At 39.1% G+C, this 13,355-nt stretch carries 15 protein-coding genes; all 15 read right to left on the minus strand.

Annotated elements, in window-relative coordinates; all coding sequences use genetic code 11:
* Positions 1-8: 8 nt before the first annotated feature.
* The 15 genes from HF881_RS01395 to HF881_RS01465 all read right to left on the minus strand — a co-directional run bounded on the left by HF881_RS01395 (position 9) and on the right by HF881_RS01465 (position 13,355).
* Positions 9-1,703 carry a lactose-specific PTS transporter subunit EIIC gene (locus HF881_RS01395; protein WP_169446143.1) on the minus strand — a complete coding sequence of 565 codons (1,695 nt, stop codon included), beginning with the start codon at positions 1,701-1,703 and terminating at the stop codon, positions 9-11.
* Complete coding sequence (locus HF881_RS01400; RefSeq protein WP_001078319.1) at positions 1,703-2,020, minus strand: PTS lactose/cellobiose transporter subunit IIA; 318 nt, start codon at positions 2,018-2,020, stop codon at positions 1,703-1,705. The genes HF881_RS01395 and HF881_RS01400 overlap by 1 nt, the downstream gene beginning before the upstream one ends.
* 35 nt (positions 2,021-2,055) lie before the next feature.
* Positions 2,056-2,892, minus strand: a complete 837-nt coding sequence (locus tag HF881_RS01405; protein WP_000285740.1) for a transcription antiterminator — start codon at positions 2,890-2,892, stop codon at positions 2,056-2,058.
* Between the two features lie 236 nt (positions 2,893-3,128).
* On the minus strand, positions 3,129-4,109 hold the full coding sequence (lacD, locus tag HF881_RS01410; protein ID WP_169446144.1) for a tagatose-bisphosphate aldolase: 981 nt from the start codon (positions 4,107-4,109) through the stop codon (positions 3,129-3,131).
* 1 nt (position 4,110) lies between these two features.
* Complete coding sequence (locus HF881_RS01415) at positions 4,111-5,040, minus strand: tagatose-6-phosphate kinase (RefSeq protein WP_169446145.1); 930 nt, start codon at positions 5,038-5,040, stop codon at positions 4,111-4,113.
* A 10-nt stretch (positions 5,041-5,050) separates the two neighbouring features.
* Positions 5,051-5,566 (minus strand): galactose-6-phosphate isomerase subunit LacB, encoded by a 516-nt coding sequence (gene lacB, locus HF881_RS01420; RefSeq protein WP_138100200.1) that lies wholly within the window; start codon positions 5,564-5,566, stop codon positions 5,051-5,053.
* Positions 5,567-5,596: 30 nt separating this feature from the next.
* Positions 5,597-6,022 (minus strand): galactose-6-phosphate isomerase subunit LacA, encoded by a 426-nt coding sequence (gene lacA, locus HF881_RS01425; RefSeq protein WP_000029277.1) that lies wholly within the window; start codon positions 6,020-6,022, stop codon positions 5,597-5,599.
* 291 nt (positions 6,023-6,313) lie between these two features.
* Positions 6,314-7,210, minus strand: coding sequence for an aldose 1-epimerase family protein (locus tag HF881_RS01430; RefSeq protein WP_169446146.1), 897 nt, complete (start codon positions 7,208-7,210; stop codon positions 6,314-6,316).
* A gap of 107 nt (positions 7,211-7,317) precedes the next feature.
* Positions 7,318-8,793 (minus strand): PTS galactitol transporter subunit IIC, encoded by a 1,476-nt coding sequence (locus HF881_RS01435; protein ID WP_000382509.1) that lies wholly within the window; start codon positions 8,791-8,793, stop codon positions 7,318-7,320.
* Positions 8,794-8,837: 44 nt separating this feature from the next.
* Positions 8,838-9,143 (minus strand): PTS sugar transporter subunit IIB, encoded by a 306-nt coding sequence (locus HF881_RS01440; RefSeq protein WP_038805326.1) that lies wholly within the window; start codon positions 9,141-9,143, stop codon positions 8,838-8,840.
* A gap of 38 nt (positions 9,144-9,181) precedes the next feature.
* Positions 9,182-9,658, minus strand: coding sequence for a PTS sugar transporter subunit IIA (locus tag HF881_RS01445; protein WP_164978976.1), 477 nt, complete (start codon positions 9,656-9,658; stop codon positions 9,182-9,184).
* A gap of 219 nt (positions 9,659-9,877) precedes the next feature.
* Positions 9,878-10,567, minus strand: coding sequence for a sugar phosphate nucleotidyltransferase (locus HF881_RS01450; RefSeq protein WP_129325615.1), 690 nt, complete (start codon positions 10,565-10,567; stop codon positions 9,878-9,880).
* 11 nt (positions 10,568-10,578) lie between these two features.
* Entirely contained in the window at positions 10,579-11,457 is an 879-nt protein-coding gene (locus HF881_RS01455) for a DMT family transporter (protein ID WP_129325616.1), read from the minus strand.
* A gap of 1 nt (position 11,458) precedes the next feature.
* Entirely contained in the window at positions 11,459-12,316 is an 858-nt protein-coding gene (locus tag HF881_RS01460; protein ID WP_169446147.1) for a phosphotransferase family protein, read from the minus strand.
* Between the two features lie 16 nt (positions 12,317-12,332).
* Complete coding sequence (locus tag HF881_RS01465) at positions 12,333-13,355, minus strand: ribitol-5-phosphate dehydrogenase (protein WP_169446148.1); 1,023 nt, start codon at positions 13,353-13,355, stop codon at positions 12,333-12,335.

Raw genomic sequence — 13,355 nt, forward strand, 5'->3', positions numbered from 1 at the left:
TTTACATTTTATTCTTCGAACTGCGCTTGAACAAAGGCAAGAGCGCCTTTTCCATCGCGAGTCAATTTAATGTATTGGCCACCTTCTGTCTTAGCAAGTTTGATACCAAGTTTGTCAGTTTCGGCCTTCATGTCTTCAAAGTTTGAAGCAACTTGAGGAGCAAGGATAACCAGATCAAACTCAGGCAACATTTCACGGTGAGCACCATAGCCACCAGCTGCTGCTTTAACAGGAACTTTGTACTCTGCAGCTGCCTTGTTTAGAGCATTTGCAAGGAGACCACTTGTACCTCCTCCTGCACAGAGAACGAGAACATTTGTTTTTTCTGTGATTGTGTTTTGCGCTGCTTCTACACCTGCTTTTTCAAGAATAGCATCTGCTTTGGCAGTATTGAAGTTTGCTGCTACTTTTTCTTTCAATTCATCATTGGCTTTACCTGAACGCTCTTCTTCAAGAATTTGTTCATCATAAACCTTGAGGAATGGATAGTAGATGGCTACGTCAACAAGGATTAACAAAGCAGCAAGTACAAATGACAAGAATTGGAAGTTTGTACCGAGAACAATACCGAGCGGACCTGGTGTTGTCCAAGGAAGGTTGGCAGTAAATGAGTTCATGCCAAGCGTTTCAATGAAGAATTTAAAGATCCATACGTTGGCAATTGGCGCAAAGATAAATGGAATAAAGAAAATTGGGTTCAAGACAAGTGGTGCACCAAACAGGATTGGTTCGTTTACTCCAAAGAATGTTGGAACAACAGACGCACGTCCGATTGCACGGTTACGTTTTGATTTTGTTAACCACATGAACATGAAAGGAACAACTAGTGTTGCACCAGTACCACCCATGGTAACGATAAACATTTGTGTACCAGAAGTAAGGATCTTATCCGCATGCATCCCTTGTTGGAGAAGGTTCAAGTTGACTTCAGCATTTGCATAGGTAATAGCTGCGATAGCAGGTTCGACGATTGAAGGACCGTGGATACCAACAAACCAGAAGAAGGCAAAGGCTCCAAAGATAATGGTAATACCTAGATAACCATCAGCAGCAGAGAATAATGGTGCAAAGAATTTACCGATTGATTCTGCAACGCTGGCTCCAACAAACTGGCGAGCAAGTAAATCAAGGACATAAAGAGAAACAACAGATAGAGTGAATGGAATCACATCTTTAAAAACTTGTGAGATATTGGGTGGAACTTCGTCAGGCATACGAATAGTGACGTTGTTCTTAACACAAACCTTATAGATGGCTACAGTAACAAAGGCAGCAAGGAAGGCTGAAAGCAAACCTTTTGTTCCAAGGAATCCTGTTGCAAAGCCACCTTCAATCGGATCAGCTGCCAACATCAACAAACCAACAATCGCAGCCAACAGTGTTGACATATAGTTGATTTGGTTGGTTTTTTCCATGCTACGGTTTACTGAGTCCGTCAATGACTTAGCTGTTGTACCAGCTACCAAGAGAGCCAGAATCCCCATTGAATAGCTATAAGGTTTCATGAGGAGATTGACAACTTCATCAGACCATTTAAAGCCCCATGAGTTTGGTACAAAAGCAATCAAGATAAAGATACTTGAGAAGAGAATGACAGGCATACCAGCAATGAAACCATCACGAATGGCACGAAGATAGATATTACGAGATAGTTTCTCAAAGAAAGGTTTTCCTTTCTCAATAAATTCAATTAATTTATTCATTACTTAACTCCTCTCTTGTAGAGTTCGATTAAATGGTGCATCAAATCTTTTAACAAGATAGTTGTCATCAAGTGATCCTGGCCATGCATCATGGTTACACTATAGGCCAAATCTTCACCAGCTGCTTCCTTAGTCAATAGACTTGTTTGCGCGTGATGAGCCTCGGCGATACAGCCACCAGCTTCCTCGACTAAGCTATCTGCTTTCGCAAAATCGCCAGCTTCAGCAGCCTTCAAGGCTTCCAATAGTTTTGAACGAGCATCGCCAGCATAGGCTACGATTTCAAAACCTAACAATGTTACTTCTTCTCTATTCATGATAGAATGCTCCTTATGTATTTTTAATTAAATTTTTATGACAATAAACGTTGGATATGTAGAACTAGATAAACTCGTTCACTTTTATACAAATCAAGACCCGTATGTTGCGTAATCACATCATAGATCTTGGAACCAATCTCGAACGCTTTTGGATAGGATTGTTTAATATGATCTTCCATATCCAGAAGAGATTGATTATCATCTCTGGAACGGTCTAAATAATCCAAAAAATAGTTGAGATGAATCATAAAGCGATCATAGAAATGGTTATTCTCTTTAGTTCGTTGAATAGAGTAACTCTTCAGCACTTCTTCAACATTCCTGAGAATTTCTTTCCTCTTATCAATCGACTCAACCACTTGAACTTCGTTCTCCCCTTCGGCATTGATGAAATGATAAGCGATCCGAATAATTTCATCCTCAGGGAAATGATCTGTCAACTTCTGACGATAAATTTCAAAGGCTTCCTTTGCTATTTGAAAAGCGACAGGATACTTGGCAGAAATATCTGGCAGATTGCTATCCTTGTACCTTCCTTGTGTTAGAGCTTGATAAGAACAGTAAATATGATCTGTCAAGGTCACATAGAGATATTCTTGAATCGGATAGTGATATTTCTTAGAAAGATTATCAATGATCTCGTAGGTCACTGTGATAAAATCAAGCGGAACATCTTTGAGAAGAGCCATAAAGTTTTCTCTGGACTCTTCTGTCTTCATCCGAAAGATTTTCTCAACCTGATTTTCAGCAATCAAATCCCCCTTCTTCTTTCCAAATGTAATCCCTTTACCAATTACAATCACCTCTTCTCCTTTATCATTTCTGACAAGTGAAACATTGTGATTCATTGGATTTAGAATTCGATACATGTCAACCTCCTTTTATATCTTAAAGGTATATGAGTACAAAAAATGACCACAAATGAACTAGAAAATCCTTTGATTTCTAATCCACCTGTGATCATGCCTAATATTACTTAGTAACACTCACCTTGTATTAACTTGTGATTTAAGTATAGCACAAGTAAGTTTTTTTGTAAACCTTTACATTCAACTTTTTTAAAAATTTTTATTTAGATCAATGTTCCTAAGATTAGGCGGAAAACTTATACACGTTCAGTCCATGAAGTCGCTGTTGTTTGAAGAACCTTGTTGAGTTCGTCAATGTTCTCAAATCCAGTTGTACGTAGCCATTCACGAGCTGCTGCTTCACCGTCTTTGATGTAAGCTTCAACTGATCCAGCCCATGTTGCACGTCCACAAAGAACGCCGTTGAAGTTTGCGCCTGATTCGTGGGCAAAGACAAGTGTTTCTTGGAAGAGTTTAGCTGATACACCCGCACTCAAGTAGATGTATGGAAGATTTGTTGCTTCGTCTTGAGCTTTGAAGAAGGCTGCTGCTTCTTCGCGAGTATGCACAATTTCACCATCACCAAAGCCTTCAACGTATTTAACATTGACTGGAACTTCCACTTTCAAGACATCGATATTGAAGCGTGGGTCTGAGAAGACTTTCATGGCACCGATAACCTTGTGTGGTTTTACTTTCGCATATTCTGCAGAACCTGCGTCAGCGATTTTTTCATCGTAAGCGAGGATTTCAAGGAAGAATGGAATATCTTCTGCCACACACTCAGAACCGATGCGTTCGATGTAGGCTTGTTTTTGTTGGTTGAGTTCGTCAGCGCTGTCTACGTCATAGTAAAGCAAGAACTTAACAGCGTCTGCACCTTGTTCCTTGATACGTTTTGCAGACCAAACATCCAGGCAGTCTGGCAAGCGTTTGGTGCTTGTTGTGTCGTAACCAGTTTTCTCATAAGCAAGGAGAAGACCAGCATTTGGAGCAAGCGCTTTTGTAGCTGGGAGACCATACTCTGGGTCTAGAAGCATAGATGAAGCGTATTTGGTCAATTCATCTGCAACCAAGACTTTAAGTTCTTCCATTTGAGCCACTGTTGGCTCTTCCGTTTGATATTGAGCCATAAGGCGTTTTAAAGCGCCACGTTGGTCAAAGGCAAGAGCTGAGATAATGCCATTCTCGTCAGAGAGTTTTTGCAAGCAAGCGCGTTTATTTTCTGTTAAAACCATTTTATACCTCTTTTACGATTAGTTGGTCGTATAGACCTTGATAGTTAGCCATATTGACATGACCTGTCATCTTTTCTTGAGCGTTAAGCATACCAAGGACATTGGCCTTGATGAGGAGTTCTGCATCCGATTCCTTATGAAGAAGTCCTGATGAAATACCTGCAACAGTAGAATCTCCAGATCCGACAGGATTGACTACTTGAATTCTCGGAATATCTACCTTGTAGAAAGTATCACCATATTTTGCAAAAGCACCATTTGCACCAAGCGAAACGATTATCCACTCAATCCCTACAAATAGAGGCTCTTGAAGAACTTCTTTTAATTCATCCAAATCTTCTGAAACTTCTTTTCCAAGAAGCTGAGACAATTCTTCGTTATTTGGTTTAATAACTGTTGGTTTGTGTGGTGATTCAAGGACAGCCTGAAGAGCCGCACCTGAGCAGTCTAGAACAACTGGTTTCTCTGCTTTATTAGCAAGTTCTACTAAGCTCGCATAGTAGTCAACTGGAAGGCCAGCTGGAAGACTACCTGAAATGGCTACTACTTCTACAGTGTCAAGAAGATTCTCGAAATGAGCTAAGAAATCTTGCCCTTCTTGTTCTAGAACTTCGGGTCCTTTTTCAAGGATTTCTGTTTGGTTATCTCCGTGCAGAATTGCGATACAGTTACGAGTCTCTCCTTGAATGGAGAAGAAACGTTTCGTTACTTTATCGTCGATATGCTCCACTAAAAACTCACCAAGTTTACCACCGACCAAACCAGTAGCAGCAACAGAATCACCAAATTCTGAAAGAACTCGTGTAACATTGAGACCTTTACCACCAGCTGTCTTGGTCACGTCCACCACACGGTTGACAGTGTCAATTTTTAATTCATCCAAAGGATAGGAAATATCAATGGATGGATTCATTGTGACTGTTAAAATCATGCGTCACCTCTTAGTCGTGGTATTCACCGCGATCCCATTTTTCAAGGAATTCTGTAAAGAAGTTTGCATCTGCTTGATGAGCATTGTGAGTTTCAACGTGCTCAATTTTAGCAATCAATTTTTTGTTTTCTTCTGATGGTTTGTATTCAGCATTGATGAAAGCTTCAATGATATCGCACATAAGCAATTCACCAGTGATTTTACCACCAAAACCAATAACGTTGGCGTTCAATTGTTCTTTTGCATAAAGGGCTGTTGTCATATCACGAACTAAGGCAGAACGGACACCAGGAACTTTATTTACAGCGTTGTTGATACCAACACCAGTACCACAGATACATACTCCAAGATCAGCTTGACCGCTTGTAACAGCTTCACCAACTTTTTTACCAAAAATTGGGTAGTGTGTACGAGCATGATCGTAAGTACCAAAGTCAATGACTTCATGTCCTTTTGATTTCAAGAATTCTGAAACCGCCATTTTTTCATTTGTTACGATGTGGTCACATCCGATTGCAATTCTCATTTTTATCTTACCTTTCTTACTGTAATCTAATTAGCACATTTTGTTCAACATATCAACACGGATCTGGTGACGACCACCGTCGTATTTACCGTTAACAAAACCTTTAGCAATATTTTTAGCCAATTCATCACCAACAAGTTGTGCACCCATAGTGATCATACGTGAGTTGTTGTGTCCACGAGTCATATAGGCTGAACGTTCATCTGAAACTTCTGCAGCAACCATTCCTTTGATTTTAGTTGCGACCATGAAAGGACCAGCACCATAAGCGTCAATCACGATACCAAGATTTTGTTCTTCTTTGTTTACTTCTGCAGCAACAGCAAGAGTCACATCGACAAAGTCTTGGCCTTCTGCTGTAACATCCACTACGTGGAAGTTTTCTTTTTCTAGGAAGTCTTTCACAACTTCTTTCAATCTTAAACCTGCAGCATCTGCACCGATAACAATAGACATATTGTATACTCCTTTTTATTTTTCTAGGCCAGTAAAGACTTTTGTAGCTAGTATTATAAGTACAAAAGGCTTTCTAGCAGTTTATTGACAAATTTGATTGAATGAGATGAATAACACCTTATCCAAATACAGGAAATCAATTTCCTAGAAACAATCTTTCTCCGCGAAAGAGAATATAACAAGTGATTGTTTGTTTGTTACAAACATCATTTGTTGCTTACAAACATAATATACTCCTATTTTTGGAAAAAGTCAACAGTTAATGTTTGTTTTTGTGTTTTATTTTTTAATCTAAAAGACTTCAATATCAAAGCCAATCTGATCCACTTGACCAGGTTCTAAGAGACGAACGTTTTTCTTATCTTCTAAATGATCTCCTTCTTCAAGAGATGTTGACAAGCCAGACCATGGTTCAAATGCAACGAAAGGGCCTTTATTTAGGGTAGACCAAACGATGAGATTTGGGAACTCTTGGAAGTTTACTTTCAATCCCTTCTCATGCTTGCGCGAACGAAGCGCAATTGTTTTAGATTGCAACTCATCCAAAGTCACTGCATCTATACTAAACAAATCATAGCTAAGGTCTAATACTTTTTGCCCCTCTAGCCATGGACTCCTATCTTTGAAGTCTAACATGCCTGTTTCTGGGAAAGGACGAGGAACAGAGCAAGTCTCTTCTTTCTCAAACTCTAAATAGTAATCTTCATAGACGTCATCATCAAGTAGAGGACAATTAAATCCTGGATGTCCTCCGATAAAGAATGGCATTACTTTATTCGCTTCTTTATTAAAGACTTTGTATTGAGTACGAACAGTCTTGCCGGTCACTAGATAAGTGATTTCAAGGCGGAAATGATAAGGATAGTTTTGATAAGTATTCTCATCATCTTCGATAGCAAAAGTTACGCTATTTTCTGTTTGATCAACTAATTCAAATTCTTTTTTGCGAACCAAACCATGTCGAGGAATAGTTCCTTTCGTCTCCGTTCCATCTCCGTGACTGTAAAAGGCTGTATCCTCTCTTAAAGAGCCACAGATTGGAAAAAGTACTGGAGCTTGCCCACTCCAATAGGTGGCATCTCCTTGCCACAAGTACTCAACGCCATCCCGATCCTTAATAGACGACAAGGCACCACCAAAAGTTTTAAATTGGACCGTCAATTGCTCTGATTTTACTTCAATTACCATAAAGTTCTCCAACCATTTTTAGATTTTTACATAAAAAACTAGGTTGCCACTCCCAATGTCGGAAATTGACAACCTAGTTTTCACAATTTACATTTTATAGGAGCGAATTATTTAGCATTTGCTGCGTATTCTTCGTTACGTTTGATCATTTGTTTTCTATACCAAGCAAAGATACCTACATAGAATACAAGGAAGGCTGCTGCACCAAGGATTGCTTTGATATCACCTGTTGTAGCATTACCAATTGCCCAACCAAATAGTTTTTCGATTGGTCCTTCAAGAGTTGAGTGAGTGATCAATTGAGTTTGGCTCACACCTTCTGGGAAGGCACCTACACCTTTAGCAAGTTCAGTTGCAAATGGAGCGATAAGAGTACCTGAAAGAAGGAAGAGTGGCAACAAGAGTGTTCCGAAGATGATCATACGGAGCAATTTACCACGAGTAACAACCAAGAGAGCTGGAGTTACACCCATAGCGATGATACCTGCAAGTGGCAAGATACCGTTTCCGACGTTTGAAAGAAGCACAGCTTCTACTAGCATGATTGGAGCAAGTACGTTGGCACAAGCCCAGATTTCAGCACGACCAGCGATGAAAGGCCAGTCAAGACCGATGTTGAATTTACGTCCTTGAAGACGTTTAGTAGCAACGTTTGTGATACCTTGTGAAAGTGGTTCTACGGCTGCGATGAACCAAGATCCGATAAGTGAGAAGAGCTCCAAGCAGACACCGGCAGTCAAACCAAGGCTCAACCAACCTTTAATAACAAGTTCCCATTTATCGGCTCCTTCTACACCAGCAACTGGGTGTGGAGTTCCCATCAAACCAATAACGATACCAAGAATGAAACCGATGAAGAATTTAGATCCCCAGAAACCGATTTTCTTGTTCAATTTTGCAGCGTCAAAGTCATATTTATCAAGACCTGGCAATACTTTATCAAAGATCTTATCCAAGACCATGATAACTGGGTTCATCATGTAGTTCATGTGAGTTGAAGTCATTGGTGATGAACTTGGTGCGTTAAGAAGGTCATCGAATGTTGGTTTCATCAAGTCAGAGTTGATGATTTTCAAAACACCTACAAGGACAACTGCAGCAGTTGCGATGAAGAGTGAAACCCCTTGGCTTACACCGTTGTTGTCTGCGTACCATTTAATCAAAAGACCAGTGATTGACAAATGCCAGATGTCAAAGATGTCGACGTCAAGTGTGTCCGTTTTCTTCATTGCAAGCATCACAACGTTGACAATCAACATCACAAGCAAGAAGTAAAGTGTCCAAGCAGATCCCCAAGTGATGGTTGCAAGTGGTGCCCAACCAACGTCAGTGATGTTCAATTGAATACCAGTATTTTCAACGAATTTCGCAAGAGATGCTGAGAAAGCTCCGTTGAGCATACCGATGATAGCACCGATACCAGTAAGAGCGATGGCAAGTTTGATACCACCTTCAAGCGCTTTGGAGAATTTCACTCCAAAAAGTAGAGCCAATACTGTCAAGATGATCAGCATGATGATAGGACCACCCATTTCCAAGACTGGCTTGAAAATCTTATTGGCTAGTTCGATAATGACATCCATAATAGTTCCTCCCTTTATTTTTATGGAATCTTACAAAATAATAATTAACTTAGTCCGTGTTCTTTGATAGCTGCCTCAATATTGTCAAATACAGGAGCGCTCATTGCTGGAATACGGAACAAGATTGGTCCAGCTTCGATAACTGGAATACCTGGTTCAAAGCCAAGATCTGTTGCAGCGATTGGTGTAAAGATATCGTAGCCTTTCATAAGGTCTTCATTCACATCTTTTACCATAACTGCATCACAGTGAACATCGTAACCGCGATTTGCGAGTTCTTCTTCAAGAGCACTTTTAATTTGGTGACTTGAGTTTACACCTGCACCGCAGGCAGCGAGAATTTTAATCATTAGGATTTCCTCCGATTTTATTTTTTTAATAGACAAGATTAAGCTGTCGCTTCAGCTATATAAGCATAAAGTTTTTCTGGTTCAGAAATTTTTGATAAATCTTCCAGATGGCTATTCCCTGTGAAAAAGTCCATCAACTGAGCAAGAATGTTGGTTTGACTCGAACTTGAATTGTTAATGATAAAGAAGAGTAGAGATACTTCCACTTCCTTATCAGGAGCAATCATATTGTGAAAAGTTACTGGTTTTTCTAATCGAACAACCACCACTTTCTCAGCTAGATTGTGAACAATATCTGTATGAGGAATCGCTACATTTGGCAAGTCCTTTCCCAGAAATTCCATATCTAAGCCAGTTGGAAATGACTTTTCACGCGTGATCAAGGCTTCACGATAAGTTGGAGTCACTATTTCTCGTTTTTCCAACAGGGTTGCTACCTGATCAAAGAGTTGTTCTTGATTATCCGCTTCTAAGCAAAACACCAGGTTTTTGTCAAAGAAATGATCTAATCCCATAAGAGTTTCCCTTCTTTCAATTAACTTTTACGTTATAAGTATAACACTATATGAAATCGTTGTCAATACTTTTTGTTTTATTTTGTTTCTTTTTTGTTGATTGTGTTTTGTTAATTAATTATAATCATTATCAAACAATCTTTTTAAATTCTGTTTTCGTGCATTTCAAACAAAAAAAAGACCAAAATGGGTCTTTCTGTTACTAATTTCTAATGTTATTTAGTTAATGGAAGATAAAATTTCTTCTAGCTTTTGATAGTCCTTAACACTATCGATTTCATAGATGCTGTTGGCTTCTAATTCTTCAACATACACATCTAATTCTTTGATATTATCCTTAACCATGTTATCCCAATAGAGATCAACAAATTCACCACTTTCGTAAGCTTTGTCAATAAAGCCAACAATCTTTTCTGCAGTTGGAGCATCCCAGAATGATACGCCGCTCAGAATACGACCAGCCTTGCTATCAACGATGATGTCTTGAACTTTATAGTCATCACCATAAACCAAGAACCATTCATTCTCACAGTCTTCACGATAAACACTGAAATAGGTTGAACGTTTAAGATCGTCTCTAAACATATTTTTGAAAAGATAGTTATCCGCATCAATAACATAGCTGTTAGCTAAGTCTTCTTTAACGAGATAAAGTGAGTAAAAATTGTTGTAATCGGCATACTTATCGTTAAAGACTAAACGAACACCATATTTTTCTTTTAGATAATCAAATTGTTCTTTAAGGTAGCCGACAACAATGATAATCTCATCAATTCCTCGTTCTTTCAAAAATTCAATTTGGTATTCTACCAAAGGTTTTTGGTTGACCTTAACCAAGGCTTTAGGGGTATTTTCAGTCATAGGGCGCAGACGAGTTCCCAACCCCGCTGCCAAGATAATTGCTTTCACGCTATTCTCCTTTATTCTTTAATAATAATATAAACACCAGCCATAACAACAAGCGATGTAATAATGGTCACCATATCGAGTGGTGTACCTAAAAGCATTGCTGAGAACAATACTGTCCAAACGACATAGCTTACGTTCAAACCAGTTGCTTTTGCTGGTTGTAGCCGATTGATTGCAATGTAATAAGCCAAATAAGAAATCATATTACATGCTGCAAAGACTAACATCAAACCGAGTAATTGTCCATCTGCCACTTCTGCAAATGAATGGTGTGAAAAGAGCACAATCACAAGATAGGACAAGAATGAGGTTACTTGACGGATTAATAGTGCTTCAATTTCACTTAATTCACTTTCCATGGCGTAGGAACTAAGAACACTCTCACTTCCCCAAGCGATGGCACAAACTAATGCACAAAGAATTCCGATATAAAAAGAATTAACCTGCTCAACTTTGTATGTCTGGGCAATAATACCAGCGATAATCAACAGAATACCAAAGACAGTATTCTTAGATACCTTGTGTTTCAAAATGAAAAATGCGAGTAAAACAGAGACTGCTGGGTAGATGGCTGATACTGAAGATGCAAGAGAACTACCGATATACTTAACCGCATAAAGATTGGCCTGCATTCCTATTGGTCCAGCTAGCAAGGCTCCGATAATAACACTGACATTTCGGATATTTAGGAAAATTGAAAAGCGAACTTTCCCTTCTCTAATCAAGAGAAAAGCTAATAAAATAAAGATACTCAAGAAGTCATGCGCTGCTGCTACCACAAAGGGGGAAAGATTTGTAAAAATTGAAAAGATATAAGCACTGATTGTCAGTCCTAGCCCCCAGAAGATCCCTGAGAGCAGACCGAAAGAAACACCATTTTTATTCTTCATCCTAACCTCCATAATAGGCCAAACCGTCAACAGCTCTTTGGTAACGACTCACACCATACTCTCCAAAGTCAGCACCCTGAGCTTCTTTGTACACTGTCCACAAACTCCAGATGGTATCTTGCAAAATTTTATAGATTCGAATCTTTTCACGAGATACTGGAGTTTTGTCACTCTCATAGTAGGTTAGGAAATCTTCTTCTTCCTGATTTGTAAATTCAGACTCCAAAAAGAGAGCTGCCAAATCCCACATCGGGTCATTCATGGAAGAGTATTCCCAGTCGATCAAATACATGCGTCCTTGGGGTGACTCGATAAAGTTTTCTGGTACCAAATCAATATGACAAGACTTTCTGTCAACACCTAAGTCAGCCAATTTTTTCTCTAGTGAAAATACATCTTTTCTTACAGCTTCATAATTGGCGTAAGGGATATTCCCATCAATCAGGGCTTCGTATTTTTTGATTTCTTCAAAAGGTGCAAATTCCCCTCTTAGTTCTTTGCCTGATGCATGAATGGTCTGTAGAATCGGAGCAATCTTTTCAAATTTGGTCTTAATCGAAGTGGAATCAAGAGTTGTTGCAGAATCAATGTACTCATTTACCTTGATCCCTGACTCAATATCAAAAAGATAATTCTTGACATCAAGATTTAAATCTTTCAACAATTCAAGATTGTATTTTTCATCTTGACGATTGATGAGTTTTTCAGTCCCTTTACCAAAAAATTTCACAATATACTGTTTGTCGGTTGTTTTAACCAAATAGTTTTGGTTGGTCATGCCTCCCAGCTGTTCAACACTGAGTACTTCCTCTTCATCAGATAGTAAAGAAGAAATTTTTTCTTTGATGATTTTCTCCACAAATAACCTCCATCTTCTACACTTCCCACTTAAATACTGTTTTAAAAGCAGTATTTAGGTCTGTAGCAAAGACACGGTGAATGTCCTTGATTTCTCTCACTGGTTCCTCGATATAAAGGATATTTTTCAGACGATTCGCAAACTTTTTGACTTCCATCATTTGAATGGCCTTCTCAAAATCAATCCGTCCTGATCGTGACGAACCAACCAATAATAAACCTTTTTCTAAAGCATCTCGTGTATTGATATTGACCTTGTACTCGCTCACTCCCATCATGAGAATAGTTCCCTGAGGTCGAATGTAACGAATCAAATCATTGATAGCTGGTCCTGTTCCATCGCCACCGCAGCATTCAAATCCATGATCAAAGGTCAGATCCTCGGGAATATTATCCGTGATGTAGCACTCTTTTGCAAAAGAGAAGAGCTCCAGTTTTTCCCAATGGCGACCAATCACGATAATCTCTGCTTCTGGTAGAGTGTAATTGATAATATTGGCAACCACAAAGGCTAAACTACCATCTCCGATAACAGCTATGCGCTCTCGCTTACTATGAGCGAGATTCAAGAAACGGTCCATGGCATGCATACCCACACTCACAAACTCAGTAATGGCAGCAACTGTGTCCTCAATGTCATTATAAGACACAACACGATCTTTTGGAAGAGAGACAAATTCTCGCATAAAGCCATCATAACCACTAGATAGGAAGTAGGTTCCTGTCATGTAGTTCTCGTAGAACTCCTTGTCACTCTGCATAGGCGGTTGATTGGGAATCATAACTACCTTTTGACCGACTTCATAAGTACCAGTTGGATCTGAAATAACAGTTCCACAAGACTCGTGAATCATAGCCATAGGAAGCTTTTTAGCCAATATCTTTGGATCGCGTTTCCCTTGATAGTAACGTTGATCCGCATGACAAACTGCCATATAATTTGGACGAATCAGGATATGATTCTCCTGATCAATGTCCTCTTCTTGGTATTTTACATTGATAAACTTGGGTTTGGTCAGTTGATAAATTTGATTAATCAT

Source organism: Streptococcus sp. WB01_FAA12, assembly GCF_012843315.1.
Taxonomy (GTDB): Bacteria; Bacillota; Bacilli; order Lactobacillales; family Streptococcaceae; genus Streptococcus.

Bases quoted from the DNA above. Each gene is read 5' to 3' on its own strand.
- HF881_RS01395 (WP_169446143.1), bottom strand. From the start codon at position 1,703: ATGAATAAATTAATTGAATTTATTGAGAAAGGAAAACCTTTCTTTGAG.
- HF881_RS01400 (WP_001078319.1), bottom strand. From the start codon at position 2,020: ATGAATAGAGAAGAAGTAACATTGTTAGGTTTTGAAATCGTAGCCTAT.
- HF881_RS01405 (WP_000285740.1), bottom strand. From the start codon at position 2,892: ATGTATCGAATTCTAAATCCAATGAATCACAATGTTTCACTTGTCAGA.
- lacD (WP_169446144.1), bottom strand. From the start codon at position 4,109: ATGGTTTTAACAGAAAATAAACGCGCTTGCTTGCAAAAACTCTCTGAC.
- HF881_RS01415 (WP_169446145.1), bottom strand. From the start codon at position 5,040: ATGATTTTAACAGTCACAATGAATCCATCCATTGATATTTCCTATCCT.
- lacB (WP_138100200.1), bottom strand. From the start codon at position 5,566: ATGAGAATTGCAATCGGATGTGACCACATCGTAACAAATGAAAAAATG.
- lacA (WP_000029277.1), bottom strand. From the start codon at position 6,022: ATGTCTATTGTTATCGGTGCAGATGCTGCAGGTTTAAGATTGAAAGAA.
- HF881_RS01430 (WP_169446146.1), bottom strand. From the start codon at position 7,210: ATGGTAATTGAAGTAAAATCAGAGCAATTGACGGTCCAATTTAAAACT.
- HF881_RS01435 (WP_000382509.1), bottom strand. From the start codon at position 8,793: ATGGATGTCATTATCGAACTAGCCAATAAGATTTTCAAGCCAGTCTTG.
- HF881_RS01440 (WP_038805326.1), bottom strand. From the start codon at position 9,143: ATGATTAAAATTCTCGCTGCCTGCGGTGCAGGTGTAAACTCAAGTCAC.
- HF881_RS01445 (WP_164978976.1), bottom strand. From the start codon at position 9,658: ATGGGATTAGATCATTTCTTTGACAAAAACCTGGTGTTTTGCTTAGAA.
- HF881_RS01455 (WP_129325616.1), bottom strand. From the start codon at position 11,457: ATGAAGAATAAAAATGGTGTTTCTTTCGGTCTGCTCTCAGGGATCTTC.
- HF881_RS01465 (WP_169446148.1), bottom strand. From the start codon at position 13,355: ATGATTAATCAAATTTATCAACTGACCAAACCCAAGTTTATCAATGTA.